This is a genomic window from Methylobacterium sp. Leaf93 (assembly GCF_001422345.1).
GTDB classification, from domain to species: Bacteria; Pseudomonadota; Alphaproteobacteria; order Rhizobiales; family Beijerinckiaceae; genus Methylobacterium; species Methylobacterium bullatum.
This window is the reverse complement of the sequence record NZ_LMMS01000003.1, coordinates 52,791-78,161: the sequence shown is the minus strand read 5'-3', so window position 1 is coordinate 78,161 and position 25,371 is coordinate 52,791. Positions and strand designations below refer to the sequence as shown.

The following is a 25,371-nucleotide window of genomic DNA, read 5'->3' as shown; positions in this document are numbered from 1 at the left end:
ATCGCGGTAATCTCGGAGCGGACGGGTGCCGGGGGAGGGGTTTTAGGCCGCGACGCGGCGCAATCCCTCCCTGGGCGTCAGCTCGCCCGGCTGCTTGAGACCCCATACCAGCCCGAGCCGGCGCATCGCCAGCAACACCCACCAACCGGGATCGTGCTGACCCGGCTCGATGCCGAGGCGGGCGGATTCCGGCCAGGCATGGTGGTTGCCGTGCCAAGCCTCCCCGAAGGTGACGAGCGAGGCCGCCGGCAAGTCGTGGCCCTGCACCGCGACACCATCCACCGCCCAGCCCTGCGGCCCGCGTCGGTGGGTGAGATGGCCGACGAGCCAGTGCCCGGTGAGGCTCACGGCGATCCGCACGGGGACGCCCCAGACCAGCCACGGCAATCCGCCGAGCGCGTAGAACAGGATCGCCCACGGGATCTGCTGCGCCATCCAGGTCGCCTCCAGCCAGCGCAGGAACCCGTCGCGGGCGATCCTGTCCTCCGGCACGAAGCGGGGCGGGCGGTCGAGATCGAGGCGGCAATGCATCTGCCACCACGCATCGCGCAGAAACGGTGCGCGGTGGGCATGGAGGTCGTGGCACGCGGCCTGACGCTGCGCCCAGTCCCGGGTGTCGTGGAGCCGCACCATGCCGAGCGGTCCCGCCATGCCGACCAGCGTGCCGAGATAGACCAGCACCCGCTCCACCCAGAGCGACGCCGACAGGCTGCGATGGATCAGGAGCCGGTGTAGGCCGATGGAGTGCCCGAGACAGAGGGTGACCGCGCTCGTCGCCAGGAACAGCAACACCGCGCCGGGCGTGACGAAGACCGGCGCCAGGGAGACGGCCGCCAACGTCATGCCACCGGTCCAGAGCGAGCGGGACGGCGCCCAGCGGACCCGCCCTTCCGTGACGGAGGTGTCCGGCCCCGCAATGAGGCGGGGTGTCGAGAGAAGCGTCATGTCGGCCTCCTGCAGTTAGGTGTTTACCTAATTACGCCAGTGACTGATTTGTCAATCGTTAGCTCATCACCTAAATGTCGGGTGAAGTGAGGCAACGATTCCATGCAGCGCGTCTTCGAGGCCCTGGCATCCCCAGTGCGACGGAAAATCCTCGCCTATCTGGCGCATGCCGAGTTGAGCGCGGGCGAGATCGCCTCACGCTTCGAGATGTCGAAACCGTCGATCTCGCAGCATCTCTCGATCCTGGAGAATGCCGGCCTGGTGGCGAGCGAGAAGCGCGGCCAGTTCGTGTTCTACCGACAGGTGGAGGACAATCTCGCCAACACCCTCGCCGGGTTCGTGCAGGAGGTCTGCCCCATCGGTCGCCCACTCCGGCGCGAGAGCGCCTCCCTTTCCGGCGACCGTGGGAAGGTAGGGGAGGGCTGAAACTCGGGGTTCCCGATGCGGGAACGTCCGTCTGAACGGTATTGCCTATGAAACACCTGTGAATCGATGCGGCGGCCCCACCCGCCCGATGAGCTTGCACCATGTGCGATACGTGTAGAGTTCCGCCCGGAATCGGAGCCGCGCCGTGATCAAGCGATTCGCTGTCCTCGCCCTCGCCCTGTCGCTCGCGGCGACGACACAAGCGGCGAGCGCCAACGATCCGGTGATCGCGGCGGCGACGGACCTCACCGGCGAGATCCTGTTCCTCGAATCCGGCGCGCCCGGCATGATCCTGGTGGTCGTGCGCGGGGACGGGACCTTCATTCGCGGCTACGGCGAGACCGAGAAGGGCAACGGGATCACGCCCGACGGCACGAGTCTGGTGCGGCTCAACTCCGTCACCAAGGTCTTCACCACGGAGGTGCTGGCCTCCCTCGCCGCGCAGAGAAGGCTCGCCCTCACCGATCCGCTGCAGAGCTTCGCCCCGGAGGCGAAGGTGCCCGCCTTCGAAGGGCGGCCCATCACCCTCCTCGATCTGGCGACCTATTCCGGCGCCCTGCCGCGCGAGATGGGACACGCGCCCGAGGGCACGAACCCTCGCGCCTGGCCGACCCGCGACGAGCGCTGGTCCTGGCTCGGCCGATACACGCTGCCTTGGGCCCCCGGCACCGTCACGTCCTACTCGAATGTGGGGTTCGACCTCCTGGCCGATGCCGTCGGCGCGGCGGGGGGCGCGCCCTATTCCCAATTGCTGCGCAGCCACGTCACCGCGCCCGTCGGAATGCCCGATACGGTCCTCTCGCCGACGCCGGAGCAATGCGCCCGGCTGATGATCGGCTCAGGCCTCGGCGGCCCGGCCACCTGCGTCGACACGCAGGCGACGGGCGGAAGCGGCGGCCTCTACAGCACGGGCAACGACATGGCGCGCTGGCTCCGGCACAACGTCGCCGCCACGAGCGGCGCACTCGCCCTGAGCCACGCGGTCTACCGCCAGCGCCAATCGATGCCGGCGGCGATCGGCTTCGACGAAGCCTCGCCGATGGCGGGACTCGCCCTCGGCTGGGTGGCCCTGGCGGCCAAGGGGAACGAACCGGCGATGCTGGCCAAGAGCGGGGGTGGCGCCGGCTTCATGAGCTACGTCGCCTTCGCGCCGGGGCGCGATGTCGGGGTCTTCGTCGTCATCAACAGCATCGATTTCGCGGCGTTCTCCGCCTTGACCAGCACGACCCACAAGCTGATCGCCGCCCTCGCGACCCGCTGACCCCGCGTGGTGAAGCCGGTCTCACGCAGCCCCCCGGCGACACATTGACGGTTGCCCGCATCCCCGGCCCATGCTCTTGCCGCAGCGTCCCTCCGGAACCGGCTTGAAGGCTCCCCATGCGTCGCGCCCTTCCCCTCATCCTCTTCGCCGTCGGCCTCGTAGCGCTCGGCGTTGCGGCCACCGTGATGCTCGTGCCGAAGGCGGGGCAGGTGGCGACCAGCAGCGTCGGCGGCCCCTTCACCCTCACCGACCAGGACGGACGGCGCGTCACCGAGCGGGATTTCGCCGGGGCGACCCATCTCGTCTTCTTCGGCTTCACCCATTGCCCCGATGTCTGCCCGACCACGCTGCAGCAGATCGGCGACGTGCTCCAGGCGCTCGGACCCAAGGGCAAGGACACGAAGGCGCTGTTCATCGCGGTCGATCCGGAGCGCGACACGCCCGAGGCCCTGAAGACCTACCTCGCCAGTTTCGATCCCCGCATCGTGGGCCTCACCGGTTCGCAGGAGGAAGTCACCGCGGCCGTGAAGGCCTACCGCGCCTATGTCCGCAAGGTGCCGACCAAGGGGGACGATTACACGATGGAGCACACCGCGCTCGTCTACATCATGGATGGGCGCAACCGCTTCGTGAACGCCCTCAACCTGACGAAGCCCGCCGACCAGACGGCGGCGGAACTCGCAAAGGCGTTGTGACCCGTCATCGCGGCGAGTGCCGTGTCAGGGCCCCGCTGCGCGAGGTGCGGGACAGGCCGTGCTCGGTCTTGTTCCATCGGTCGGGCGCCAGGATCAGCTCGATCACCCCGCGCCAGGCCGCGAGGCTGACGAAGAGGAAATAGACCGGCAGCAGGGGCACGAAGGGGACGAGATCGTGCCAGCCCCGGCGCCGGGCGCCGATATAGGCGGGCAGCAGCATCGCCACGAAGCCCGAGACGAGGACCGTGATCGCCGTGCCCGTGGGTAGGTTCGACCAGAAGTCGCTCCCCGCCTGGATCCGGCTGGGCCAGAGGGAGACCACGGCCGGAAGCATCAGAAACGGATAGGCCAGGGCCGAGGCCACCGTTCCGGGGATGAGGGCGATGGCGCATAGGCTCGCCAACGGACCGAGCTCGCGGAACGTGACCATAGGAGTGCGGCCATGGGTGAGGCTGGTCTGGAGGAAGCCCTTCATCCAGCGGGTGCGCTGGTTGAGCCAGGCCTTGTAGCGGGCTGGCGCCTCCTCGATCGTACTGCTTGGCAGATCGCCGACATCGTAGCCGGCCCTCGCCAGCCGCAGGCCGAGATCGGCATCCTCGGTGACGTTCCAAGAATCCCAGCCATGGACGGCGCGCAGGATGTGGGTTCGGAAATGGGTGGAGGTCCCACCCAGCGGCGTCGGCAGCCGCCATGCGGCCAGCGCCGGGCCGAGCACGTCGAACAGGGCGGTGTATTCGAGGGCGAAGCACCGGGTCAGCCAGGAATCGCGGGCATTGTCGATGACGAGGCGACCCTGCAGGCAGGCGGTGCGCGGGGAGGCGCGGGCGAAAGCCTCGGCAGCCGCCCGCAACTGGCCGGGATCGGGCACGTCCTCCGCGTCGTAGACCACGAGGCAGCTTCCCCTTGCCAGGGGCAGGGCGGCGTTGAGGGCGCGCGGCTTGGTCCTGGGCAAACCCGGCGGCACGACGACGACCTCCACATGCGCCGGCAGGGTGAGGCGGGCGAGCGCCCCCGCCGTGGCGGCATCGTCGGCTTCCGTGAGGAGTTTGATGTCGAGCTTCGCCACCGGGTAATCGAACCGCGTCAACGCCTCCAGCAAGCGCGGCACCACCGCCGCCTCCCGGTAGAGGGCGACGAACACCGTGTAGACCGGCAGGTCGACGTCCGACATCCTTTGCCCGGGCGTATCCTCCGGCACGATCCTGCCGGTGGGGCCGATGGCGGCCACGCGAAAGGTGAGCAGGACGAGAAATCCGACCTGCACCAGGACCCAGGCCGCCGTGACGAGGAACGCCGGCAGGCAGGCCAGGGCGAACAGGAACGCGCCGAAGACGAGGCCTGCCAGCGCAAGGAGCGGCGCCACGGGGACGGCGTTGTAGGCCCAGTCCGGCCTCCGCCTGAGGAGGTCGTCCGAGGCATGGGCCGCGACCCCCACCGAGCGCTGGGCGAAGATCGCGTGGCGCAGGACCGTCGGGGCGGTGATCGCCGGCATCAGACCGGTGGGGCTGCGTCCCTCCAGCAATTCGACGACGGCGCGTCCCCGCGGCGCGTAGACGAAGGCCGCCCCCGTCCCCGGATCGAGGGGCGCGACACCCGCGACCACACTGTCGGGAAACCGCGCCCCGGCGCCGAGGGGCAGGGGCGCGCCGAAATAGCGCGCGCCGAGGGTGACGGCGAGGGCGCGGTAGAAGCGTTCCTCGTCCATCAGCCCGGACTGGATCAGGGCGGTGGCGGCATCGGTGCCGCTCGCCCGCGCCAGGGCGGCGGCCTTCGCCAGCAGCATCGGGGAGGCGGCGTGGCTCAAGAGAAACGCGATCTCCGGCGGCAATGCCACCGTTTCGCCGCGCAGGCTCCTGAAACCGAGGATCGACACCGGAACCGGCTCCCCGAGGCCCGGGAACGTGATAGGGGAGAGCCGTGAGCCAGACGATTCCCGCGCACAACCAGTGCGCCACAGATACAACCACACCGTCAAGCCGCCTCGCCTGGTGTGCCGCCGCTTTGCTGGTGATGGCGCTGTTCTCGGCTTGGCCGGCGGCAGCGCAAGACTCGACAGCGCACGATACGGCCTCGCGGGACACGGCCTCGCCGAGCGTGACGATCCCGAATTTCTGGAATCCGCGCAGCCGGCTCGAACGGATCGAAGCGCCGCAGACGGCGCGCGCCGTCCGCTTCCTCACCGACGACGAGTTCCCGCCCCTGCATTTCGCCGGCCCGGACGGCGCCCCCACCGGCTTCGTGGTGGAACTCGTCCGGGCGGTCTGCGAACGCCTGTCGCTCAGCTGCACGATTCAGGCGCGCCGGTTCGATACGCTGCTCGACGCGCTGGCCGAGAGGCAGGGCGACGTGGTCGCCGCCGCCATCCCCCTGACGCCGACCCTGCGCAGCCGGTTCCTCGCCACCCGTCCGTATTTCCGCTGGCCGGCGCGCTTCGCCGCCCGCACGGACAAGGGCCTGCCCGCCCCCTCGGCCAAGGCGCTGGCCGGCAAGTCCGTCGGAATCGTCGCGGCAAGCGCCCATGCGGCCTATCTGAAGGCGTTCTTCCCCCAGGCGGAGGCACGCGACTTCACCGACCTCGCCACCGCCGAAGGGGCGCTCCGGCGCGGCGATGTGGATTACGTCTTCGCCGACGGGCTCAACCTCGCCCTGTGGATCGGCGGCATCGATTCCTCGAATTGCTGCGCGCTGGTGGGCGGCGACTACCTGGAAAACCGCTATTTCGGCGAGGGCATCGGCCTTGTCACCCGGCGCGAGGACACGGCCCTCTCGCGCGCCCTCGACGAAGCCCTCCAACGGCTCTGGGACGAGGGGAAATACGCCGAGCTGTACCTGCGGTTCTTCCCCGTCAGTCCGTTCTGACTCGCCGGCCCATCCCCCTCGGAGCGCCGGGCTGGCCTTACATCCTCAGCATCCCGCGCGCCTCCTCCGCCAGCCGCAGGGTCAAATCCGCAGCCCCCGTTTCCCACGCCAGGGACGCCGCCTGTCCCGACCAGAGCGGCGAGAAATCGCCCGAGCCTGCAGCCTCCGCGCGCCGGCGCAGCGGCTGAAGCGCCATGGCGGCGGAAGGAAAGGCCGGCGCGTCGGCGCTCAGCGGGCCGAGTTCCGCGACGGCGCGGTTGACGAGACCTCGGGCGGGACGGCCCGTGAAGACGTTGGTGAGCGCGGTATCCTCGTCGCGGGCGGCCCTTAGGGCGGCGAGATGGACGGCGGAGGTGCCGGCCTCCGGGCAGAGGAGATAGGCCGTGCCGATCTGGACGGCGGACGCGCCGAGGGTGAGCGCCGCGGCGATCCCGCGCGCATCGGCGATGCCGCCCGCCGCGATGACCGGCACGCGCACCGCGTCCACCACCTGCGGCACCAGGGAGAAGGTGCCGACCTGGGACTCCACCGCATCGGTAAGGAACATGCCGCGATGGCCCCCGGCATCGGACCCTTGCGCGATGATCGCGTCCACGCCGCGCGCATCGAGCCAGCGGGCCTCACGCACGGTCGTGGCGGACGAGACGACGAGGCAACCCGCATCCCTGACGCGGCGGAGGAGGGCGGCCTCGGGAAGCCCGAAATGGAAGCTGACCACCGCCGGGCGCAAATCCTCCACGACGGCGCACATCGCCTCGTCGAAGGGCGCGCGGTTGGCCATGGCGACGGGTGCCGCCGGGTCGAGGCCGAGTTCGCGGTAATAGGGTGTCACGCGCTGGAGCCATGCGGCCTCGCGGGCCGGATCGGGGGTGGCCGAAGCGTGGCAGAAGAAATTCAGATTGAACGGACGATCCGTGCTCTCGCGGATCGCCGCGGCCTCGCCGCGCATCTGATCGGCGTTCAGGGCGGCGCAGGCCAGCGACCCGAGGGCGCCGGTAGTGGAGACGGCGGCCGTGAGCCGGCCCCGAGGCCCGACCATCGGGGCCTGGACGATGGGATGATCCAGACCGGCGAGATCGAGAAAGCGTCTGTCGGGCCACATGGCATGGTCTCCTTGGCAAGGCGTCGATCACCGTCTGTCTACACCATCGAAGTGCGATGGTTTCCGGCTGGCTCCGCGCCCCGTGAGGAACGCGATGGAAAGCCTCGCTCGGGGTGGATAACCCCGCTCGCAGACGAGTTTCGCGGCCCGTCCGGATGTCGGATCGTGCGGGAACATGGTCCAACTATTGCTGGTGTTTCGGCGAGGTTTGCATCGGCGCCGATGGAGTGACGGACCTCGAGGCGATCCATGGCGATCCGGTCATATCCCGTTCCCGATGCGTCATCGACCCGGCCTCGTCCGTCGCTCGACGCGGCTTACCGCCGGATTACCTGGCGCCTGCTGCCGTTCCTGATGGCGCTCTGGATCCTGTCCTGGATCGACCGCGTCAATATCGGCTTTGCCAAGCTGCAGATGCTGTCCGATCTCAAATTCAGCGAGACGGTCTACGGCATCGGGGCGGGCATCTTCTTCATCGGCTACTTCCTCTGCGAGGTGCCGAGCAATCTGCTGTTGGAATATATCGGCGCCCGCAAGACCATCGCGCGGATCACCTTCCTCTGGGGCGCCTGCTGCGTGGCGATGATGTTCGTCACCACACCGGCCTTCTTCTACGTGCTGCGCTTCCTGCTCGGAGTGTTCGAGGCCGGCTTCTATCCGGGCGTGATCCTGTACCTCACCTACTGGTACCCGAGCGAGCGGCGGGCGAAGGTGTTCGGGCTGTTCATGTCGGCCTCGGCGATCGCCGGCGTGATCGGCGGGCCGCTGGCCGGCGCGATCCTCACCGGCATGGACGGCGTGAACGGCTGGGCCGGCTGGCAATGGGTGTTCCTGCTGGAGGGTATCCCGTCGATCCTCGCAGGGTTCGTCACGCTCCTCTACCTGACCGACCGCCCCGCCAAGGCCACTTGGCTGACTCCGAAGCAGCGGGCGCTGATCGAGACCGACCTTGCCCGCGACGCCGAGGCCCTCGGCCCGCGCGAGCACCGCATCCTGGCATCCCTGAAGGATGTCCGGGTCTGGCAGTGCATCGCGATCTTCTTCTGCATCATCATGGCGAACTCGGCCCTGACCTTCTTCGGGCCGAGCGTGGTGCGCGATGCCGGCTTCACCGATCCGCTCACCGTCGGCTGGATCATGTCGGCGGCCTATCTGTGCGGTGGCATCGGGATGATCCTCAACGGGCGCCATTCCGATCGCACCGGCGAGGCCCGCCTGCATTGCGGCGTGCCGGCGACGATCGGGGCGCTGGCCATCGCCCTCGTCGGTTTCCTGGTCCCGTCGAACCCGGTCCTGGCCATGCTGGCGCTCGCCGTGGCGATCGTCGGCACGATGAGCGCGATCCCCGTCTTCTGGCAGATCCCCGGGCGGTTCCTGGCAGGCTCGGCCGCCGCGGCCGGCATCGCCCTGATCAATTCGGTGGCCAACCTCGCAGGCTTCGGCGCCCCCGCCCTCATGGGCTACCTGCGCGAGCATACCGGCTCGGCCTCCGCCGGCCTGTGGCTGGTCGCGGCCTTCGAGCTGGCGACGATCGTGCTGATCCTCGCCTTCGTCCCACCCGCCACCCCGGCGCTGGAGCGCCGGGCCGCCGCCCGCGCCGCCCATGAGCCGGCCTGAACCCACCCCCGGTCACGCCGGGACCGGCCCTCTGCAGGAGACACAGTTGAACCACCCCCCTGAGCGACCCGACCTCACGCGCCGCAGCCTGGTAGGCGCCGGCCTCGCCGGAATCGGTCTCGGCGGCACGGTCGCCGCCACCGGCACCGTGCTGGCCCAGGGCGCGCCCGCCCCGGCGCCTGCGCAGCCGGGTGCCCTGACCACCGGCCCGACGATGCAATCGGGCCTCGGCCCGCGCCTCACCATGCACGCCATCGACAATTTCCACGGCACACCGGGCGCGGGCATGGTCTGCGACCTCTCCGTGCGCGACGGCGACGCCTACCGGCCGCTCAAGACGATCACGACGGGTGCCAACGGCCGTTCGCCCGAGCCGCTCCTCATCGACGACGCCCTGAAGACCGGGCGCTACGAGCTGCTGATGCATGTCGAGGAATACTTCGCCCGCATCGGCGTGGCGCTGCCGAGCCCGAACTTCCTGAGCCTCGTCCCGATCCGCTTCCACATCCGCGACGCGAGCCAGCGCTACCACCTGCCGATCCTGTTCACGCCCTGGGGCTACTCGTATTATCGCGGCAGCTGAAAGCCCCGACCGTCCGCAACCGCTTACCCACGAAACGATCCGAGAAACCCGATGGCCGGCATCACGACACATATCCTCGACTCGGAGCGCGGGCGCCCCGCGCCCGGCGTGCGCATCGACTTTTCGGTGATGGAGGAGGGGCACTGGCGCCTCGTGAAGAGCGTCGTCACCAATGCCGACGGGCGCACCGACGCACCGATCCTGCCGGCGGCCGAGGCGAAGATCGGCCAATATCAGCTCGAATTCTTCATCGACGGCTATCTGAAGAGCCGGCCCGGCATCAGCGAGGCGGACATCTTCGTGGACAACCCGGTGGTGCGGTTTTCGGTGTTCGACGCCAAGCAGCATTACCACGTGCCGATGCTGTGCACGCCCGGCAATTGCACGACCTATCGCGGGAGCTGAGCCTTTGCCGGATCTCGCCGCCATCCACCGTCTCGACCGGGACGCCTTCGTCGCCCTGCTCGGTGGGGTGTTCGAACACGCGGCCTGGGTCGCCGAGGCGGTGGCGCCGGCCCGCCCCTTCGCCAGCGTGGCCGACCTGCACGCCGCGATGATGGACGTGGTGCGCCATGCGCCCGAGGCGCAGCGCCTCGCCTTCCTCAACGGGCATCCGGAACTCGCCGGCCCCGAGGCCCGGGCCCGGGCGATGACGGCCGACTCGGCGAGCGAGCAGGGCAGCGCCGGCCTCGACCACCTCCCGCCCGAGGATGCGGCGGCCTTCGACCGCCTGAACGCCGCCTACCGGAAGAGGTTCGGCTTCCCCTTCATCATCGCCGTACGAGGCCGCAGCCGGGCCCAGATCCTCGCGGTGTTCGAGGCCCGACTCCGACGGGAGCGGGCCGAGGAGGAGGCCACCGCCCTCGACGAGATCGGCGCGATCACGCGGATGCGCCTGGACATGCTGATCGCAGGGGCGGGCGCCTGAGCGCGCCCGAGAGTTGCCACGGAGGAACCGGATATCGCATTCGCGACCCCGATCAGATGATGAAGTCCCGTTCGGCGAGCGAGGACGCGACCACATCCTCCAGGATGATGCGGTGCTCGATACCGGTGTATTTCTTGAAGCTGACGAGGGTGTCTTGGCCGTCATGGACCGACGTGATGACGACGTTGTCGAAATTCGTCGTCAGCGGCAGCAGAGCCAGCTTGTCCTTGCCGAGCTCGAAATTATGGATTTCGGTACGGCCCTTCTCCGAGCGGAAGATGAACTGGTCCTTGCCCACACCGCCCAGGACGGTGTTGTCCCCGCTCCAGGCGTCGATCCTGTCGCCGCCGCTTCCCGCCCTGATGCGATCGTCCCCGGCAGTGCCGATAATCTTTCCGTGATCGCCCTCGACGCTCTGTGAGATGATCGACGTTCCGAGCGTGACATCCGCCATATAGATGGATCCGTTGCTGCGGACCGCCACCTTCTCGATGCCCTTGAACGTTTCGTCGCTGAAGTTGAGCGTATCGAGGTAAGGGTTCAGCTCGACGATCAGGACGTCCTGCCCCGTGCCGCCATCGACCGCGACGGGGGTAGACGAGGCGATAAGGCGGTCGTTTCCGCCGTTGCCGTGAAGCGTGTCGGAGCCCCCGTTCCCGTCGAGGGTGTTGTCCTTACCGTCGCCCGCGATCCAGTCGCCATCGAGGCTGCCAATCACGTTGGTGAAATCGTAGAGCGTGTCTTCGCTCGCATCACCGCCACTGACCTGGTCGTTTCTATAGAGATTGATCCTGACCCCGGACGAGGAATGCTCGTAGCTTACGGTATCGATCCCGCCGCCACCGCGCAGGGCATCCGCTCCGGCGCCGCCTTCGATGAAATCATCGCCGCTGCCACCATCGATGCCGTCATCCCCGGCGCCACCGATGAGGGTATCGCCGCCGCCGCCGCCGCCGATGCCGTCCTCTCCCGCGCCGCCCTCGATGCGGTTGGCGCGACCGTCTCCCGTGAGTATGTCGCCAAAGCGTGTGCCGCGCACGTTCTCGATGCCCGACAGCGTGTCCGTGTCACCGGTGGGAGCGGTGGCGGCGAACGAATCCTCGAGATACACCTCGATGCTATACCGGGCATGCTCGTAGCTGACGGTATCGGACCCGGCGCTGCCCTTGATGACGTTGTCGCCCTCGCCGCCCTCGAACACGTCGTTGCCGCCGCCACCGCTGAGGACATCGTCGCTGCTTCCGCCCCGGAGCACGTCTCCGAAGATCCCGCCGGTCAAGCTCAGCGATGCCGTGTTGTCGGACATGTCCAGGAAGACCGAGTAACGGTCGCTCGTCAGGACGGCGTAGCCCCCCGGGACGGGTCGCGCGGCATCGGTGAAGGTCACGCCGCCATCGTCAATGGCGCCGGTGTCGGTCAGGATGAAACGGCCCTCGTCGTCGCGGCCGAAGGCGTGGCTGCTGGCCGGCCCGGCATAGGAGGCGAGGGGGTTGCGATCCAGGCGAACGGTCTTGGCGGAATCGTAGTCGTCGTCGAGAGTGAAGGAAACGGATGCCATCGGGGTCGCCTTTCCGCTGGATATGCCGGGATCGGGCCGCGGCAAGATTCCCACCCGTATCGGTCGCCGCAAGGGTCAGGGATGCCCGCTTGCATACGGCACCGAGCATTAAGGCCTGATTTCGGGCGACCCCGGCCCGGGCCTCGCCGGAGACTTGCGTCGCCCCTCCGCATTGACCCTGCGCGTTGACCCTCCCCGGCCCGCTCCCTAGGGTGCCGGGCCGCATCCGGCCGGTTGCGGCCTTCCTGTTTCTCCTCACAGAACTGACGCTGTTCCCATGTCCCCCCCGCCTGCTTCGTCTCCCCTCACCTTCGACCCCGCCCTCGTGGAAGCCGCCGCCAGCGCGGCCGCATGGCCGTTCGAGGAGGCGCGCAAGCTCGTGGCGCGGCTGGAGCGCAAGCCGAAATCGGAAGTGCTGTTCGAGACCGGATACGGGCCGTCGGGCCTGCCGCATATCGGCACGTTCGGCGAGGTGGCGCGCACCTCCATGGTGCGCCACGCCTTCCGCGTGCTCACCAACGACAGCGTGCCGACCCGCCTCATCGCCTTCTCGGACGACATGGACGGCCTGCGTAAGGTGCCGGACAACGTGCCGAACAAGGAGATCCTGATCCCGGCGCTGAACCAGCCGCTCACCCGCGTGCCCGATCCGTTCGGCACGTATGACAGCTTCGGCGCCCACAACAATGCCGAGCTGCGCCGCTTCCTCGACGCGTTCGGGTTCGATTACGAGTTCCGCTCTGCCACGGAATGCTACAAGGCCGGCCTGTTCGACACGGCCCTGCTGACGGTGCTCGACCGCTACGAGGCCGTGATGGCGATCATGCTGCCGTCGCTCCGGGCCGAGCGTTCGGCGAGCTATTCGCCGTTCCTGCCGCTGCACCCGGAGACCGGGGAGGTGATGCAGGTGGCCATCGACGAGGTGCGGGTCTCCGCCGGCACCCTGGTCTGGCGCGACCCCAAGACCGGCACTGCCTACGAGACTCCGGTCACAGGCGGCCACGCCAAGCTGCAATGGAAGCCCGATTGGGCGATGCGCTGGGTGGCGCTCGGCGTCGATTACGAGATGGCCGGCAAGGATCTGATCGATTCGGTGAAGCTGTCGGGCGAGATAGCCCGCGCCCTCGGCGGCGAGCCACCGGAGGGATTCAATTACGAGCTCTTCCTCGACAAGGAGGGCAAGAAGATCTCGAAGTCGAAGGGCAACGGCTTGTCCATCGACGATTGGCTCGTCTACGGCACCGCCGACAGTCTCGCCCTGTTCATGTACAACAAGCCGCGCGAGGCCAAGCGCCTGTTCGTGGAGATGATCCCGCGTCAGGTCGACGATTACCTGAACTTCCTCGAGAAGTTCCCCGGCCAGGAGCCGGCGCAGCAACTCGGCAACCCGGTCTGGCACCTGCATGCGGGCCATCCGCCGGCGGCAGAAGCCGTGGGCAAAGGCGGCTCGTTGAACTTCGCCATGCTCCTCAACCTCGCGGCGGTGGCCAATACCGAGGATCCGGCGGTGCTGTGGGGCTTCATCCGCCGCTACGACCCGGAGATCGGGCCGCGGACCCATCCGGTCCTCGACAAGCTCGTGGGCCATGCGCTCGCCTATTTCCGCGATCTGGTGCGTCCGGCCAAGACCTACCGGACGGCGACGGAGGAGGAGAGGGCGGCCCTCGCCGACCTGTCGCGGACGCTGGACGCCCACAAGGGCTCCACCGATCCGGAGGGGCTGCAGGCCGTGGTCTACGAGGTCGGGCGGCGGCACTTCCCCGACCTCTCCGGCAAGGCCAAGAGCCCGGACGGACGGCCCGGCGTGTCGCAGGCTTGGTTCACCACCATCTACAACGTGCTGTTCGGCGAGGCACGCGGACCGCGCTTCGGCTCGTTCATCGCTTTGTACGGGGTAGCAGAGACTCAGTCGCTCATCGCGCAGGCATTGTCCGGCGCGTTCGTTACCGCCTCGTCCGACGAGGCCGCGCCAATCTCGTAGCCTTTGATGTGCTCGATCATCCAGCGCCCCGCCGGACCCGGCGGGGCGTCGGCACGATAGATCGCGTAGACCGGCATCTCCGGCATGGCCGTCTCCGGCCCGGCCGCGATCTGCAGTGGGACTAGCGTTCCGGCAGCGATGTCCCGTTCCACCGCGGAGAACGGCATGCCGCCCCACCCGAGCCCGGCGAGAAGAAAGGCGTGCTTCGCGCCGAGGTCGGATAATCGCCACGTTCGAGGCGAGAAGACCCCGAATTCGCGTCCTTCCGACAATCGCGAGCGATCGCTGAGGACCAGTTGAGTGTGCCGGGCGAGAATCTCAGCGGGGATCGGACCGCGCTCCGTCGCGAGGGGATGCGTCGGGGCTGCCACCATCAGCAGCTTCACTCGTAGCAGCGCCTCCTTCATGAGCCCCGTGGGCAAGAGAGGCAGGCTCACGAAGAGTCCGATGCGGCATCGCCCTTCGATCACCGGTTCGGCCACCGCCCCCAAAGCTTCGACCTGCAGCCGCAAGGGGACCGATGGAAATGCCTCCGCGAAGGCACGGGCGGCCGATGTCAGCACTGGCATCGGAAACATCACGTCGGCGACGAGCGAGAGTTCCGGTTCGAGCCCGGCATTCATGCCCTTGGCGCGGACTTTGAAGGCATCGATGCTGTCCGCCACCGCCCACGCATCGGCGAGAAGGCTGCGTCCTCGCTCGGTCAGAACCGGCACGCGGCCCGTTCGCTCGAACAGGAGGAGGCCGATCTGCCCCTCGAGATTGGCGATCGTCTGACTGACGACCGATTGCGCCCGCCCGAGCTTGCGCCCAGCCGCCGAGAAGCTTCCCGTTTCCGCTGCAGCGATGAACGTCCGGAGCTGGTCGAGAGAGAAACCGTCGAGCATGGTATCGGTAAAACCGATGGATGGGATCGAGATTGATAGACTACGACGGAGGGTAGGGAGAAGCTAGACCGTCGACGGAGCTTATCCGAGCCCTCCAACGCGAAGGTCTTTTCCATGTCGACGATCACCGCCAACCCCGTTTCCAAGACTTCGAAGAGCACTCTCCTCACTTCATGGGTGGTGCGGCTGCTCCTCGCGGCGGCGTTCCTTGCCGCAGGTGGCGCCAAGATCGCCGGCGCTCCGATGATGGTCCAGACCTTCGACGGGATCGGTATCGGCCAATGGTTCCGCTATCTCACCGGCGCCATTGAGGTGGTGAGCGCGGTCTTGCTGCTGCTGCCGTCGACCCGTCTCCTCGCCGCAGCCGCCTTGGCTTGCACCATGGTCGGAGCCATCGTCACCCATCTGGCCATCATCGGCGGCACGCCCCTGCCGGCTGGGGTGCTGCTGGTGCTGACCCTCGTGGTGATGGCCCTCCACCGTTCGGACCTCGATGGGTTGAAGGCACGCCTGCGCTAAGCGAAGGCGAATCCGCTTATTCCGCCCGTCCGAGCTGCCGCAGGCTGAGTGTCCAGACTTGCTCCTGAAGCGCCTCGTCCCGTCCGAGGGACGAAGTCGGCACGGGGCGGCGCTTCGAAAAATACAGGCCGCTGACGCTGTCCACCTCCGGCGAGGTCGCCAGATGCAGGGAGGTCGCCGCCCCATCGGCCGGGTTGCTGAGGAAAGGCCGGATCAGCGACCAGCCAAAGCCGAACCATCCTCCGGTGCCGCCGGCGAACCCGCTGGCGATCACGCCGGGATGGAGGGAGTTCGCGGTGACACCCGTGCCGGCGAGGCGACCGGCGAGGGCGGCGGTGAACAGCACGTTGCCGAGCTTGGCCTGAGAATAGGCCTTCAGCGCCCCGTAGCGGCGCGCCCCGTCGATATCCTCGAGATCGATCCGGCCGCGCTTATGCGCCATCGACGCGACGTTGACGATGCGGGCCGGCGCGCTCGCCTTCACCAGGTCGAGGAGCTCCAGGGTCAGTTGCATGTAGGCGAGATGGTCGAGTGCCCAGGTCCGCTCCAGGCCATCGACTGTCACGTGCCGGGCATCAAAGATGGCTCCGGCATTGTTCACCAGCACGTCGAGGCGCGGGTAGAGCGCCCGCACCTCTGCGGCGAGACGCCGGATTTCCGTCTGTGAGGAGAGGTCGGCAAGGAACACGTCGATGACGGCGCTCGGCACGGTCTCGCGGATGCGGGACGCCGCCGCGTCGGTGCGGCCGGCATCCCGGCCGACGATCCCCACACGGGCCCCCGCCCGTGCCAGGCCCAGGGCCGTCTCGTAGCCGATGCCCGAGGTGGCGCCGGTCACGAGACAGATTTTGCAGGGGATGGGTGCGGCGTTCGCCATGGACGTCACGAACTCCCGCAGACCCGGTTACCGATCGGATGACCGTTCAGAAGACCGCCTGACCGACAGCCAGGGCGAGCACCACGATCACGATGGCGATCACCAGGAACACGCCGAACAGGATGCGCGACAGGGAGCGAGCGCCCGAGGCGATGCCGGTGAAGCCGAGGCCGCCCGCCAGGAGCGAGATGACGAAACAGATGAGGGCCCATTTGAGAAGGGTCATACGCGCAAAACTCCAGCGTGCGGAACGACCGATAACCCTCCCGTAGGGTCAAGCGTTCCGCTCAAGCTTGTGCGGCGTCGCGATGACGGGCGCGGCACTGGATTCGGCCTTCTCCAAGATGGTGGCGGCCAGCGCGTGATAGAGCCCTTCGCGGCAGATCAGCTTGGAGACCGCATCGGCGATGAGGGCGGTGACCATGAGTGGGATCATCATCGCATGGTCCTGGGTCATCTCGGTGACGATGACGAAGGCGGTGATCGGCGCCTGCAGGGTACCGGTGAGGTAGGCAGTCATGCCGATGAGCACGAGGGCGCCGATGGGCACGTCCGCGAACAGGCCATGCAGCCAGACGCCCATCCCCGCCCCGACGCTGAGGGAGGGGGCGAACAGGCCGCCGGGTATGCCGCTGATGGAGGAGAACACCGTCGCGAGGAATTTCAGCGGAGCATAGGCCGGATGCCCGGTATCGGTGCCGTGGAGCATGGCGCGGGCCTCCTCGTAGCCGGTGCCGTAGACCGTGCCGCCGGAGGCGAGGCCGCAGAGGGCGACGCCGAGCCCGCAAAGGGCACCGAAGACGATGGGGTGGCGGCGGATGGCGGCGCCGATCCGGCCGGGCAGTCCCCTGGCGAAGAGGAGGGTGACGCGGCCGAACAGGCCGCCCGCCATGCCCCCGACCACGCCGAGGATCGCCACGGCGAGCCATCCCGGCCCGAAGGGCAAGGCGACCTTCGTGGTGCCGAAATACGTGTAGTCGCCCTGGATCGCCAGCGCGGTCAGTCCGGCCGCAATGACGGTGGCGACGATGAGGCCGCTGGTCCGCGCCTCGTAGGTCCGGCTCAGTTCCTCGATGCCGAAGACGATGCCGGCGATGGGCGTGTTGAAGGCGGCGGCGACTCCCGCCGCGCCACCGGCGAGGATGACACCCGGCAGGCGTTCCGCGTCGAGCCGGCCGACGGCCGCCATGATCGCGGCCCCCACCTGGACCGTCGGCCCCTCGCGCCCCGTCGAGGCGCCGCAGACGAGGCCCAGCGTCATGACCAGGATCTTGCCGAACGCGGTCTTCAGGGAGACCAGGGCGTTGCGGATCGCCGGGTCCTCCGTATGGCGCGCGGCGATCACCTGGGGGATCCCCGAGCCTTGCGAATTCGGAAATACCCGGATGGCGAGCAGGATCGCGATGGCGAAGCCCAGCGGCGTCAGAACCAGGGCGACGAGGGGGGAGGGCGAGACGATCCAGCGGAACGCCTCGTGCGCGAGGTCCGCGAGCTTGGCCATCGCCACGGCGGCGAGCCCGACGCAGAGGCCCCCGAACAGGAACAGCAGGCGCTGCCGCCACAGGGGCGCCGCATCGGAGGCCGCGCCGCGCAAGCGGTCCAGTCGCCTGCGCGGCGGAGGGGAGGCGGGAGCGGGGTCAAGCATGATCGCCGGCCTCAGCGGGCGATCGATCGTCGGATGGGCGACACGTCCGTGAACCGACCCCGTCTTTCCGGGGCTCCGCGGCAGAGCCCGGATTCCAGAACCAGAGGTCGATCGTCATTCTGCTCCACCGGTGGTTCTGGATTCCGGGCTCGCCTCTGGCGCCACGGAAAGACGGGAAGGATCATGAGCGTGCAGGGCGCTTGTGCCGACACGAACTGAAGGCCCGTGGACACTCGCCAAGCGAGGCAGGCGACGCAAGGTGCGTACCGCCCCTCAGCTCTTCCTGCGCGGTGTCTTTCCCGCCTTCTCCTCGGCCCGGCAGAGTTCGCCGACGGTCTTGAGATAGGCCTTGGCGTTGAATTTCCGGAGCGAGTTCTCGCTTTGATAGCGCACCGTCCCGAAGATCGGACGGCGCGCCCAGGGACGGTCGTGCAGGCCGTAGACCCAGGCGACGTTGGTGAAGGAATTGGCGTCGCGCCCGTCGAGGAAGTAGCGGTTGTTGAGGCGCAGGGTCCGCAGGAACCCTTCCTCCGCACTCGGGGACCATTCGAGGATCTTCTTGCCCCAGTACATGCGCAGGTGGTTGTGCATGTAGCCGGTCACCCGCATCTCGGCCTGGGCGGCGTTCCAGTATTCGTCGTGGGTCTTGCCTTCGGCGAGTTCGGCCTCGGTGTAGAGGATGGGCCGGTCGTCATCGGCGTGTTCGGCCAGGGCCTTGCGGGCCCAGTCCGGCACAGCGTGCTCGAAACTGTCGTAGCGCTCCGTGTAGTTCACATGGTTCATGGCGAGCTCCCGCCGCACCACGAGCTCCTCGAGATAGGAGGCCTTGTCCTCCGACGCGCCCGCCTTCGAGGCCCGTACCGCCAGGGCGATCTCCACCGGGGAGATCTGCCCGAAATGCAGGTAGGGACTCATATGCGAGGCGGCCCCCGCTTCGGGTCTATTGCGGTCGGTGCCATAGGAGCCGAACGGCCCGGCGAGATAGGCCTTCAGGCGCCGGCGCGCTTCCGTCTCGCCGCCGATGAAGCGCGTCACCGGAGCGACCTCGCGGTCGAGGCTCATCCCCGCCAGCACCGCCTCCGGGTCCGAGACGTCGATCTCGTTCTTCGGCAGGCCGCGCCCGGCCTTGTGCTTCACGGCACGGGGTTTGAGCTCCTCCACATACTCGTCGAGGAGCTTCAGGATCTTGGGGCGCAGGGTGCGGGCCGCGAATTCGTGCTTGGGGGAGGCGGCCTCCACCGGCACCACCACGTCTCCCTCCACCTGGACGACGCGGGTCTTCACCGCCCCTACGATCTTCCCGTACCAGCGCTTCTGGATGGCGAGGTAGCCTCGGTCGAGGACGAGGAGGGCCGCCTTGGCCGAGAGGTCGATGGCGATCTCGGCCGGCGAGGCCTTTCGCATCACGAAATGGATGCCGCGCGCCTCCAGCCCTGCCCTCGCGTCGGCGAGCCCCTGGAGCAGGAAGGCGTAGTGGCGCGCATTGGCTTCGGGAAACCCGTTGGCGCCGTCGAGAAGTCCGAAACAAACGACGACGGGAAGCCCGAGACGGTTGGCCTCCTCGATGGCGAGTTCGAGCGCCGGGTTGAAATGGGCGCGGTTGGCCTGCTGCAGCAGATAGAGGACGTAGGATCCGTCCGCATCCGGTTCCAGATCGTTCAGCTCCCGAACCCGCTTCGCCTGTATCGCCATCGTATGAAACCGCCCTGCCACCGTCGAAGTTTATGCCCCCGCCAGGCGGGAATCAGGAATTATCGATCCTGCAAGCAGGTCGTCGGGGAGACGACTGCACCAGAATTCGCGACCGCACGGTCAATGCAGTGGGGGCGCAACCCATCGCGTCCATTGCCTCCGGCGGCGCCGACCGGCGTAAAGACTGAACTGATCTTGACCCGCGACATTTTCGACACAGAAGGATTACGAAGTGCGGCGTCACACGAAAACTCATGGCGCCGTTGCACGAACGACCTTGCAATTCCGTGCGGGACGCTCAGATTGTGCATTGCGGGAACGCGATGGCGTCGCGGTCCTGCTGCCCTTCTTGGGCGTTTCCTCCCTAGACTTCGGGCCGCTCTTCGGAGCGGCCTTTTTTCTGGCAAGAGCCCCGCAGCGCTCGTAAGCCACGCGGCGTTCATCCGCGGGCGCGCGCCCGGATCATGAAATTGTCGTAGGTGTATTCCGCCACCTGGAACCAGAGGTATTCCTCGTTCCGAAAGGTCTTCATCGCCTCGTAGATGCGCTTGAAATCGGCGTTCTTGGCCGAGATCTCGGCATAGACGTCGTTGGAATGCTTCAGGGCCGTCTCCATGACGTCCTGAGGGAAGGGCCGGAGCTGCGCGCCGGCGGCTACCAGGCGGCGCAGAGCACGGGGGTTGCGAGCATCGTATTTCGCCAGGACCTCGGCATGGGCCTGGGCGGCGGCGGCCTGCAGGATCGCGCGATAGGCCTTCGGCAGGGCCTTCCACGCCTCGGCGCCGATCCAGAAATGCAGCATCGCGTTGCCCTCCCAGAAACCGGGGTAATGGTAGGTCGGCGCCACCTTCTGCAATCCGAGCTTTTCGTCGTCGTAGGGGCCGATCCATTCGGCCGCATCGAGGGCCTTCGATTCGAGGCCGGCATAGATCTCCGGCCCGGGCGTCGTCTGGGGCACCGCGCCGAACTTCGCCAGAACCTGACCCCCGAGACCCGCGATTCGGATCTTCATGCCCTGGAGGTCGGCGGCGCTCTTCACCTCGCGGCGGAACCAGCCGCCCATCTGGGCACCGGTATTGCCGCCGGGAAGGCTCACGAGACCGTGCTTGGTGAAGACCTCCGCGAACAGGTCGGACGCGCCGCCCTGGAGCCACCATGCATTCTGGCCGCGGGCATTGAGGCCGAAGGGAAGGGCGGAGGCGAGAGCGAAGGTCGGGTCCTTGCCGCTGCCGAGGGTGGCCGGCGCATGCCCCATCTCCACCGTCGCGGCCGACACCGCGTCGATCACGCCCTCGGCCGGCACCGGCTCGCCCGGCGGAAGCACCTGGATCTGGAAACGGCCATCGGTCGCCTCGGCCACGAGACGCGAGAGCGTCTCCGGCGCGCCGAACAGGACATCGAGGGATTTCGGATAGTGGGAGGCCAGCCGCCAGCGCGTCTCGGGCATCGTCTCGGCCCGGGCTCCCCCCATCGACAGGGCGGCGGCACCGCCCAATCCGGCGGCGAGCAGGCTGCGGCGCGCTGGGTGTGAGGCCATGACAACTCGCTTCAAAAACTCGCTTCCCCCGTCTCTTGGTCCGTTCACGAACGGGGCAGGAGGCAAATCGATCCGATATTCGTCCGCGCGCCGTCGTTTCCGCGTCGCTGGCCGAATTCCGTCACGGGGGAGGCGCGTAGGTGAAAGTCCCGTCCTTCCAGACATAGAGGACGTAGCCCTGTGCGGTGACGTCGCCCTTACCGTCGAAGCCGACCGAACCGAGGACGAGGTCGAACCGCTCCGTATGAAGCGCGGAGACGATGCGACGCGCATCCGTGCTGCGGGCGAAGTTCCCCGCCTCCACCAGGGCCTGAAGGGCGGCGTAGCCATAGATCGTCGAGCCCTCCACGTCGCCGCCCTGCGCCTTGAGCGCCTGGACCACGGCGGCCGCCTCCGGCTTGCGGCGCGGATCGAGGTAGAAGGTCATCAGCACGCCGTTGCTGGCCGGCCCGGCCGCGGTGGCGAAATCCTGCGTGGCGATGGCGGAGGTGCCGAACCATTGCGGCCGGAAGCCCCGCTCCGCCGAGATCCGCACGAGGCGGCCCATCTCCTGGGCGTCCCCACCGTAATAGGCCACCGCGATCCCCGCCTCCTTCAGCCGGTCGGCGAGGGCCGCATCGTCCGCGTCGCTGGCGACGAAGGCCGTCGCCAGGGCTTCGTTGATGCCGATCCGGTTGAGATTGTCCTTGGTGGCGGCGGCGAGCGCCCGGGAGCCGGGGCTCTGGTCGTTGAGGATGGCGATCTTCTTGTCGCGGAAGCGTTCCGCCAGCACCGTGGCCGAGAGCTTGGCCTGATCGTCGTCGCGCCCGCAGACCCGGAACACGTTCTGCAGACCGCGATCGGTGAGCTTGGCGGCGACGGACGCCGCGGTGACCATGGTCATGCCGTTGGCGGCATAGACTTCCGAGGCGGCGAGCGAGGCGTTGGAACAGACATGGCCGACGACGAGGCGCACGTCGCTCAGGGCGTAGTGCTTGGCCACCGCCACGGCCTTGTTGGAATCGCAGGCATCGTCCTGGACATCGAGCTGGATGGTCTGGCCGGCGAGGCCGCCCTTGGCGTTGGCGTCCCGCACGGCGGCGCGGACCCCGCGAAGGACCTGCTCGCCGACGGCGACATACGCGCCCGATTGCGGCACCGCCACGCCGACCGTGACATCGGCTCGGGCGGAGGAAACGACGGAGAGGACGATCAGGAACCCGGAAGCGAGCATGCTCGGCGCGCCGCCCGTCCGCCCCGGCAGGGACCTCCGAACGCCCCCGCTCGCCGGCCCGAAGAAGCGGGCCACCCGTCTCATCCTCATGTCGCCCCGCCCCAACGCCCGTCCGGCCCACTGAAAGACAAGCGAGCCCCGCGAGTGACCCCAGGCCCCCATGGCATCGCGGATGCCGTGCGGCAAGGCCAGCGAGAACGCAAGTCCCCCGGCCCTTCCGCCCAATCCGGCGGCTCCATCGAAGGGCCTATCCCGATCCGTGAGGATCGGGACGGCTTCAGTCAAACGCGCTGCCCACGCGAACGCCGGTCGTGATCGGCTGAGACGCGGCGGCGAAGACGGACAGGACCTTCTTGATCTCGGTGAACGGCGCGTTCGAGACGTAGATCATGTCGCGGTTGCGCATGCGGAAGGCCTGGGTGAGGAACAGGCTGTTCGGGTCGCGCATGTCGACCCGGTAGACCACGGGGACGAGCGGCGTTCCGAGGAGGGGGCTTCCCGGCTTCAGGCGACGGACCACCGCCGCCGGCTCGAAGCGGAAGATGAAGGTCCCGGTCGGGTCGGCATCAGCATCGCGCTGACCGCGCGCCTTGGCCAGTGCCTGCGCCAGGGTGATGCCCTCGGCCTGGAACGGGATTTCGGTCGCCTGCCCCAGCGCGCCCACCGCCAGGAAGGTCTGGGGATCGCGCACCAGGGTGAGGTTGTCGTTGGGGCGCAGGTAGATGTTTTCCTTGGGGTTCGACACCACGGTGGTCAGCGGAACCGTCGCCGTCGTGCCGCCCCGCGACAGGCGCACGAAGGTCTCGTTGACGGGCGTCTTGACCCCGCCCGCGGTGGCGATGACGTCGAGAATGCGATCGCCCTGGGTGCCGAGCGGGACGCGGGCGCCGCCGATGGATTCCCCACCGACCGTCACCGATTGCGAGACAGGCCGGGTCACGGTGACGATCACCTGAGGCTGGATCGCCTTGCCGGCGAGCTCGGTCTCGATCAGCGACTGGACGTCCTGCGTCCGCCGTCCGGCCACTTGGATCCGGCCGGCATAGGGCACCGAGATCGCGCCGTCGCGCGAGACGATCTGCTCGGGCAGCTGTGCCGCCTTCGAGCCGGCGGAGAACGAATTGACCGTGAGCGGGCCGGAGAACAGGCCGCCCGAACCGGCTTCGAACACCGAAACGGAGACGGCGTCGCCGACGCCGATCACGGATTCGGCCGGAGCGCGACGATCGCCGAAGGATGCGAACAGGCTATCGAGGGAGCGCCCGCGCAGGGCCTCGACCACGGCGGAGTTCATGTCGATGAGTTCGTAGCGGGCGAAGGTTCCTTCGCTCGTCGCCTGATCCGCGCCGTCGACGACGGCCGAGGTCGACGGGCCGGCGGCGGGCAGGAAGGCGCCACATCCCGACACCGAAAGCGTGGTGATAAGGACGATAGGCAGAGTGCGCATGCAGTTTCGCCTGTCGGTTTCTCTCATCCGCTGCCTAAACCAAAGCCTTGTCACTGTCCGTGGCGGGTTGGACACAGTGCCGTCCCGTCGGGACGCGTGCAACGGATCGTCCCCGATACCCACATGCCGACCTTCTGGACTTGCCATTGAGGCTTCGCGACGGACGACGTACGGGGCGAATTGGCCGCATCCGCCTCGTCTTGCTGCCGAAATCGCTCGACGGTGGGCGGATCGGCATGCGAATTTCCCAACCTACGAGCAGGGGGCACCTGCGAGGACAGCCGAGCAGGATGCCTTTGTCTGACACGATTCCCGACCGCCCTCCCGGAGCGCGCGCCGCACGGACCCACGATGACGGCGCACGAGGCCCGGTGCGGCGCCGGCACGTCTTCTATGTGCCGGGCTACGATCCGGAAGGGCGCACCCGCTACCGCATGCTGTTCGTGCGGGAGCTGACGCTTCATGCCAAGAGGTTCGGTGAGCCCAAGCGCCGCCCCGGACGCGCGGTCATGGGAGCGGACGGGCTTTCCCAGCGCTGGACCGTGGCCGCCGAACCGACGGTCGGCGGAGCGGAGACGAGCTACGACGTCCTGCTCTGGGACGACATCGTGCTCAAGGACTTCGCCCGCTGGCGCATCGTCAGCGTCCTCCTGCTGTTCGCCGGCGGCCTCCAGGCCATCGTCTCGGGCATGGCGGTCAAGTTCTACCGGCTGAACTGGAAATACGGCAACGTCATCCTCTATCCGCTCGGCCTCATCCTCCTCCTCACCCTCGTGAGCGGCCTGATCGCGCATCAGATCCATGCTCATCTGGGCGACGGATTCGGGCACAGCCTGCAATGGCCGGCCTGGGTGACGATGCCGCTGGGCCTCGTGGCCGGCCTCGTCTGGATCAAATCCCTCGATGTGCTGCTGGAACGCGCGTTCTTCTGGCAATTGCTCAACGACTGGGTCTTCAACTGGCAGCACGGCCAAGGCTGGCGGCGCGACTACGAAACCCGCGTCGACGCGTTCGCCGCCCTGGTGGTGGACCGCCTCGCGGCATTCCGGGCGGAGGGCACCGAGCTCGACGAAGTGCTCATCCTCGGCCATTCGACGGGCGCGCTCACGGCGGTGGAAGTCGCCGCCCGCGTGCTCGCCGCCGATCCAGTGATCGGCACGGGAACGACGGCCTTCTCCTTGCTGACCCTCGGCTCGGGCCTGCCCATCGTCGCGCTGCAGAAGGAGGCGCGCCGGGTGCAATTGGATATCGCGAGCCTCGTCGTCTCGGAGCGGATCGTCTGGGTCGATTATTATGCTCCCCAGGACTGGATGAACTTCCCCGATTTCGATCCGGTGGAGCGCCTGCCCCTCGACCTCGGCGGTCGCCCCCCGCGCAACCCCCTGGTGCGCTCGGCCAAGTTCCGTGAGATCATCGACCCGGAGACCTACCTCAAGGTGCGATGGCGGCCGTTCCGGATGCATTTCCAGTTTCTCTTCGCCAACGATCGCCGCGGCGAGTACGATTTCTTCGCCATGGCGCTCGGTCCACAGCGCCTGCGGGAGCGGGTGACCGGACCCCGGATCGACACCGGCGCGGCGACCCGGCCTTGAGCGCGGA

23 protein-coding genes are annotated in these 25,371 nt (G+C 68.1%); 11 read left to right on the top strand and 12 right to left on the bottom strand.

Features of this window, described 5'->3' with window-relative positions:
* Positions 1–42: 42 nt before the first annotated feature.
* Positions 43–945 carry an acyl-CoA desaturase gene (locus tag ASF26_RS04760; protein WP_056250295.1) on the bottom strand — a complete coding sequence of 301 codons (903 nt, stop codon included), beginning with the start codon at positions 943–945 and terminating at the stop codon, positions 43–45.
* Between the two features lie 102 nt (positions 946–1,047).
* On the opposite strand from ASF26_RS04760, the gene ASF26_RS04755 reads away from it, so the two are divergent.
* The 3 genes from ASF26_RS04755 to ASF26_RS04745 all read left to right on the top strand — a co-directional run bounded on the left by ASF26_RS04755 (position 1,048) and on the right by ASF26_RS04745 (position 3,327).
* A complete protein-coding gene (locus ASF26_RS04755; RefSeq protein ID WP_056250293.1) occupies positions 1,048–1,371 on the top strand; it encodes a metalloregulator ArsR/SmtB family transcription factor in 324 nt (107 codons plus the stop codon).
* A 145-nt stretch (positions 1,372–1,516) separates the two neighbouring features.
* Complete coding sequence (ampH, locus tag ASF26_RS04750; protein ID WP_056250286.1) at positions 1,517–2,632, top strand: D-alanyl-D-alanine-carboxypeptidase/endopeptidase AmpH; 1,116 nt, start codon at positions 1,517–1,519, stop codon at positions 2,630–2,632.
* A 116-nt stretch (positions 2,633–2,748) separates the two neighbouring features.
* On the top strand, positions 2,749–3,327 hold the full coding sequence (locus tag ASF26_RS04745) for an SCO family protein (protein ID WP_056250283.1): 579 nt from the start codon (positions 2,749–2,751) through the stop codon (positions 3,325–3,327).
* Positions 3,328–3,331: 4 nt separating this feature from the next.
* Here the strand turns inward: ASF26_RS04745 and ASF26_RS04740 are convergent, their stop codons facing one another.
* Positions 3,332–5,200, bottom strand: coding sequence for a glycosyltransferase family 2 protein (locus tag ASF26_RS04740; RefSeq protein ID WP_156462866.1), 1,869 nt, complete (start codon positions 5,198–5,200; stop codon positions 3,332–3,334).
* Positions 5,201–5,337: 137 nt separating this feature from the next.
* Here ASF26_RS04740 and ASF26_RS04735 point away from each other — a divergent pair, with 137 nt between their 5' ends.
* Positions 5,338–6,186 carry a transporter substrate-binding domain-containing protein gene (locus ASF26_RS04735; RefSeq protein WP_056250517.1) on the top strand — a complete coding sequence of 283 codons (849 nt, stop codon included), beginning with the start codon at positions 5,338–5,340 and terminating at the stop codon, positions 6,184–6,186.
* A gap of 37 nt (positions 6,187–6,223) precedes the next feature.
* On the opposite strand, the gene ASF26_RS04730 is transcribed toward ASF26_RS04735, so the two are convergent.
* Complete coding sequence (locus ASF26_RS04730; RefSeq protein WP_056250280.1) at positions 6,224–7,288, bottom strand: nitronate monooxygenase family protein; 1,065 nt, start codon at positions 7,286–7,288, stop codon at positions 6,224–6,226.
* 249 nt (positions 7,289–7,537) lie between these two features.
* Here ASF26_RS04730 and ASF26_RS04725 point away from each other — a divergent pair, with 249 nt between their 5' ends.
* From ASF26_RS04725 to uraD, 4 genes are read left to right on the top strand one after another with little or no spacing between them, the layout of a single operon-like run.
* Positions 7,538–8,905, top strand: coding sequence for an MFS transporter (locus ASF26_RS04725; RefSeq protein WP_056250277.1), 1,368 nt, complete (start codon positions 7,538–7,540; stop codon positions 8,903–8,905).
* A gap of 46 nt (positions 8,906–8,951) precedes the next feature.
* Positions 8,952–9,488 carry a hydroxyisourate hydrolase gene (gene uraH / locus ASF26_RS04720; protein ID WP_056250275.1) on the top strand — a complete coding sequence of 179 codons (537 nt, stop codon included), beginning with the start codon at positions 8,952–8,954 and terminating at the stop codon, positions 9,486–9,488.
* Positions 9,489–9,539: 51 nt separating this feature from the next.
* On the top strand, positions 9,540–9,893 hold the full coding sequence (uraH, locus tag ASF26_RS04715) for a hydroxyisourate hydrolase (RefSeq protein ID WP_056250273.1): 354 nt from the start codon (positions 9,540–9,542) through the stop codon (positions 9,891–9,893).
* Positions 9,894–9,897: 4 nt separating this feature from the next.
* Positions 9,898–10,416, top strand: a complete 519-nt coding sequence (gene uraD / locus ASF26_RS04710; RefSeq protein WP_056250272.1) for a 2-oxo-4-hydroxy-4-carboxy-5-ureidoimidazoline decarboxylase — start codon at positions 9,898–9,900, stop codon at positions 10,414–10,416.
* 52 nt (positions 10,417–10,468) lie between these two features.
* Here the strand turns inward: uraD and ASF26_RS04705 are convergent, their stop codons facing one another.
* Complete coding sequence (locus tag ASF26_RS04705) at positions 10,469–11,974, bottom strand: calcium-binding protein (RefSeq protein ID WP_056250270.1); 1,506 nt, start codon at positions 11,972–11,974, stop codon at positions 10,469–10,471.
* Between the two features lie 277 nt (positions 11,975–12,251).
* Here ASF26_RS04705 and ASF26_RS04700 point away from each other — a divergent pair, with 277 nt between their 5' ends.
* Entirely contained in the window at positions 12,252–13,955 is a 1,704-nt protein-coding gene (locus ASF26_RS04700; RefSeq protein WP_056250268.1) for a lysine--tRNA ligase, read from the top strand.
* Here ASF26_RS04700 and ASF26_RS04695 read toward each other — a convergent pair.
* On the bottom strand, positions 13,880–14,842 hold the full coding sequence (locus ASF26_RS04695) for a LysR family transcriptional regulator (protein WP_056250266.1): 963 nt from the start codon (positions 14,840–14,842) through the stop codon (positions 13,880–13,882). The genes ASF26_RS04700 and ASF26_RS04695 overlap by 76 nt on opposite strands.
* Before the next feature lie 114 nt (positions 14,843–14,956).
* On the opposite strand from ASF26_RS04695, the gene ASF26_RS04690 reads away from it, so the two are divergent.
* Positions 14,957–15,361, top strand: coding sequence for a DoxX family protein (locus ASF26_RS04690; RefSeq protein WP_056250264.1), 405 nt, complete (start codon positions 14,957–14,959; stop codon positions 15,359–15,361).
* A 16-nt stretch (positions 15,362–15,377) separates the two neighbouring features.
* Here the strand turns inward: ASF26_RS04690 and ASF26_RS04685 are convergent, their stop codons facing one another.
* The 7 genes from ASF26_RS04685 to ASF26_RS04655 form a co-directional block, all read right to left on the bottom strand.
* Positions 15,378–16,238: an SDR family oxidoreductase gene (locus ASF26_RS04685; RefSeq protein ID WP_056250261.1), complete on the bottom strand. Its 861-nt coding sequence runs from the start codon at positions 16,236–16,238 to the stop codon at positions 15,378–15,380.
* Between the two features lie 46 nt (positions 16,239–16,284).
* A complete protein-coding gene (locus ASF26_RS04680; RefSeq protein WP_018044058.1) occupies positions 16,285–16,464 on the bottom strand; it encodes a DUF1328 domain-containing protein in 180 nt (59 codons plus the stop codon).
* A 48-nt stretch (positions 16,465–16,512) separates the two neighbouring features.
* Positions 16,513–17,883, bottom strand: coding sequence for a chloride channel protein (locus tag ASF26_RS04675; RefSeq protein WP_056250260.1), 1,371 nt, complete (start codon positions 17,881–17,883; stop codon positions 16,513–16,515).
* Positions 17,884–18,156: 273 nt separating this feature from the next.
* The gene (locus ASF26_RS04670) at positions 18,157–19,575 is read right to left on the bottom strand and encodes a deoxyribodipyrimidine photo-lyase (protein WP_056250257.1); all 1,419 of its coding nucleotides are present in this window, start codon (positions 19,573–19,575) and stop codon (positions 18,157–18,159) included.
* Positions 19,576–20,014: 439 nt separating this feature from the next.
* Positions 20,015–21,112 carry a TRAP transporter substrate-binding protein DctP gene (dctP, locus tag ASF26_RS04665; RefSeq protein ID WP_156462865.1) on the bottom strand — a complete coding sequence of 366 codons (1,098 nt, stop codon included), beginning with the start codon at positions 21,110–21,112 and terminating at the stop codon, positions 20,015–20,017.
* Between the two features lie 121 nt (positions 21,113–21,233).
* Positions 21,234–22,325, bottom strand: coding sequence for a branched-chain amino acid ABC transporter substrate-binding protein (locus ASF26_RS04660; protein WP_056250252.1), 1,092 nt, complete (start codon positions 22,323–22,325; stop codon positions 21,234–21,236).
* A 277-nt stretch (positions 22,326–22,602) separates the two neighbouring features.
* Entirely contained in the window at positions 22,603–23,772 is a 1,170-nt protein-coding gene (locus ASF26_RS04655; RefSeq protein ID WP_056142397.1) for a polysaccharide biosynthesis/export family protein, read from the bottom strand.
* 371 nt (positions 23,773–24,143) lie between these two features.
* Between ASF26_RS04655 and ASF26_RS04650 the strand changes: the two genes are divergently transcribed.
* Entirely contained in the window at positions 24,144–25,364 is a 1,221-nt protein-coding gene (locus ASF26_RS04650; protein WP_082477512.1) for a hypothetical protein, read from the top strand.
* Positions 25,365–25,371 lie beyond the last annotated feature (7 nt).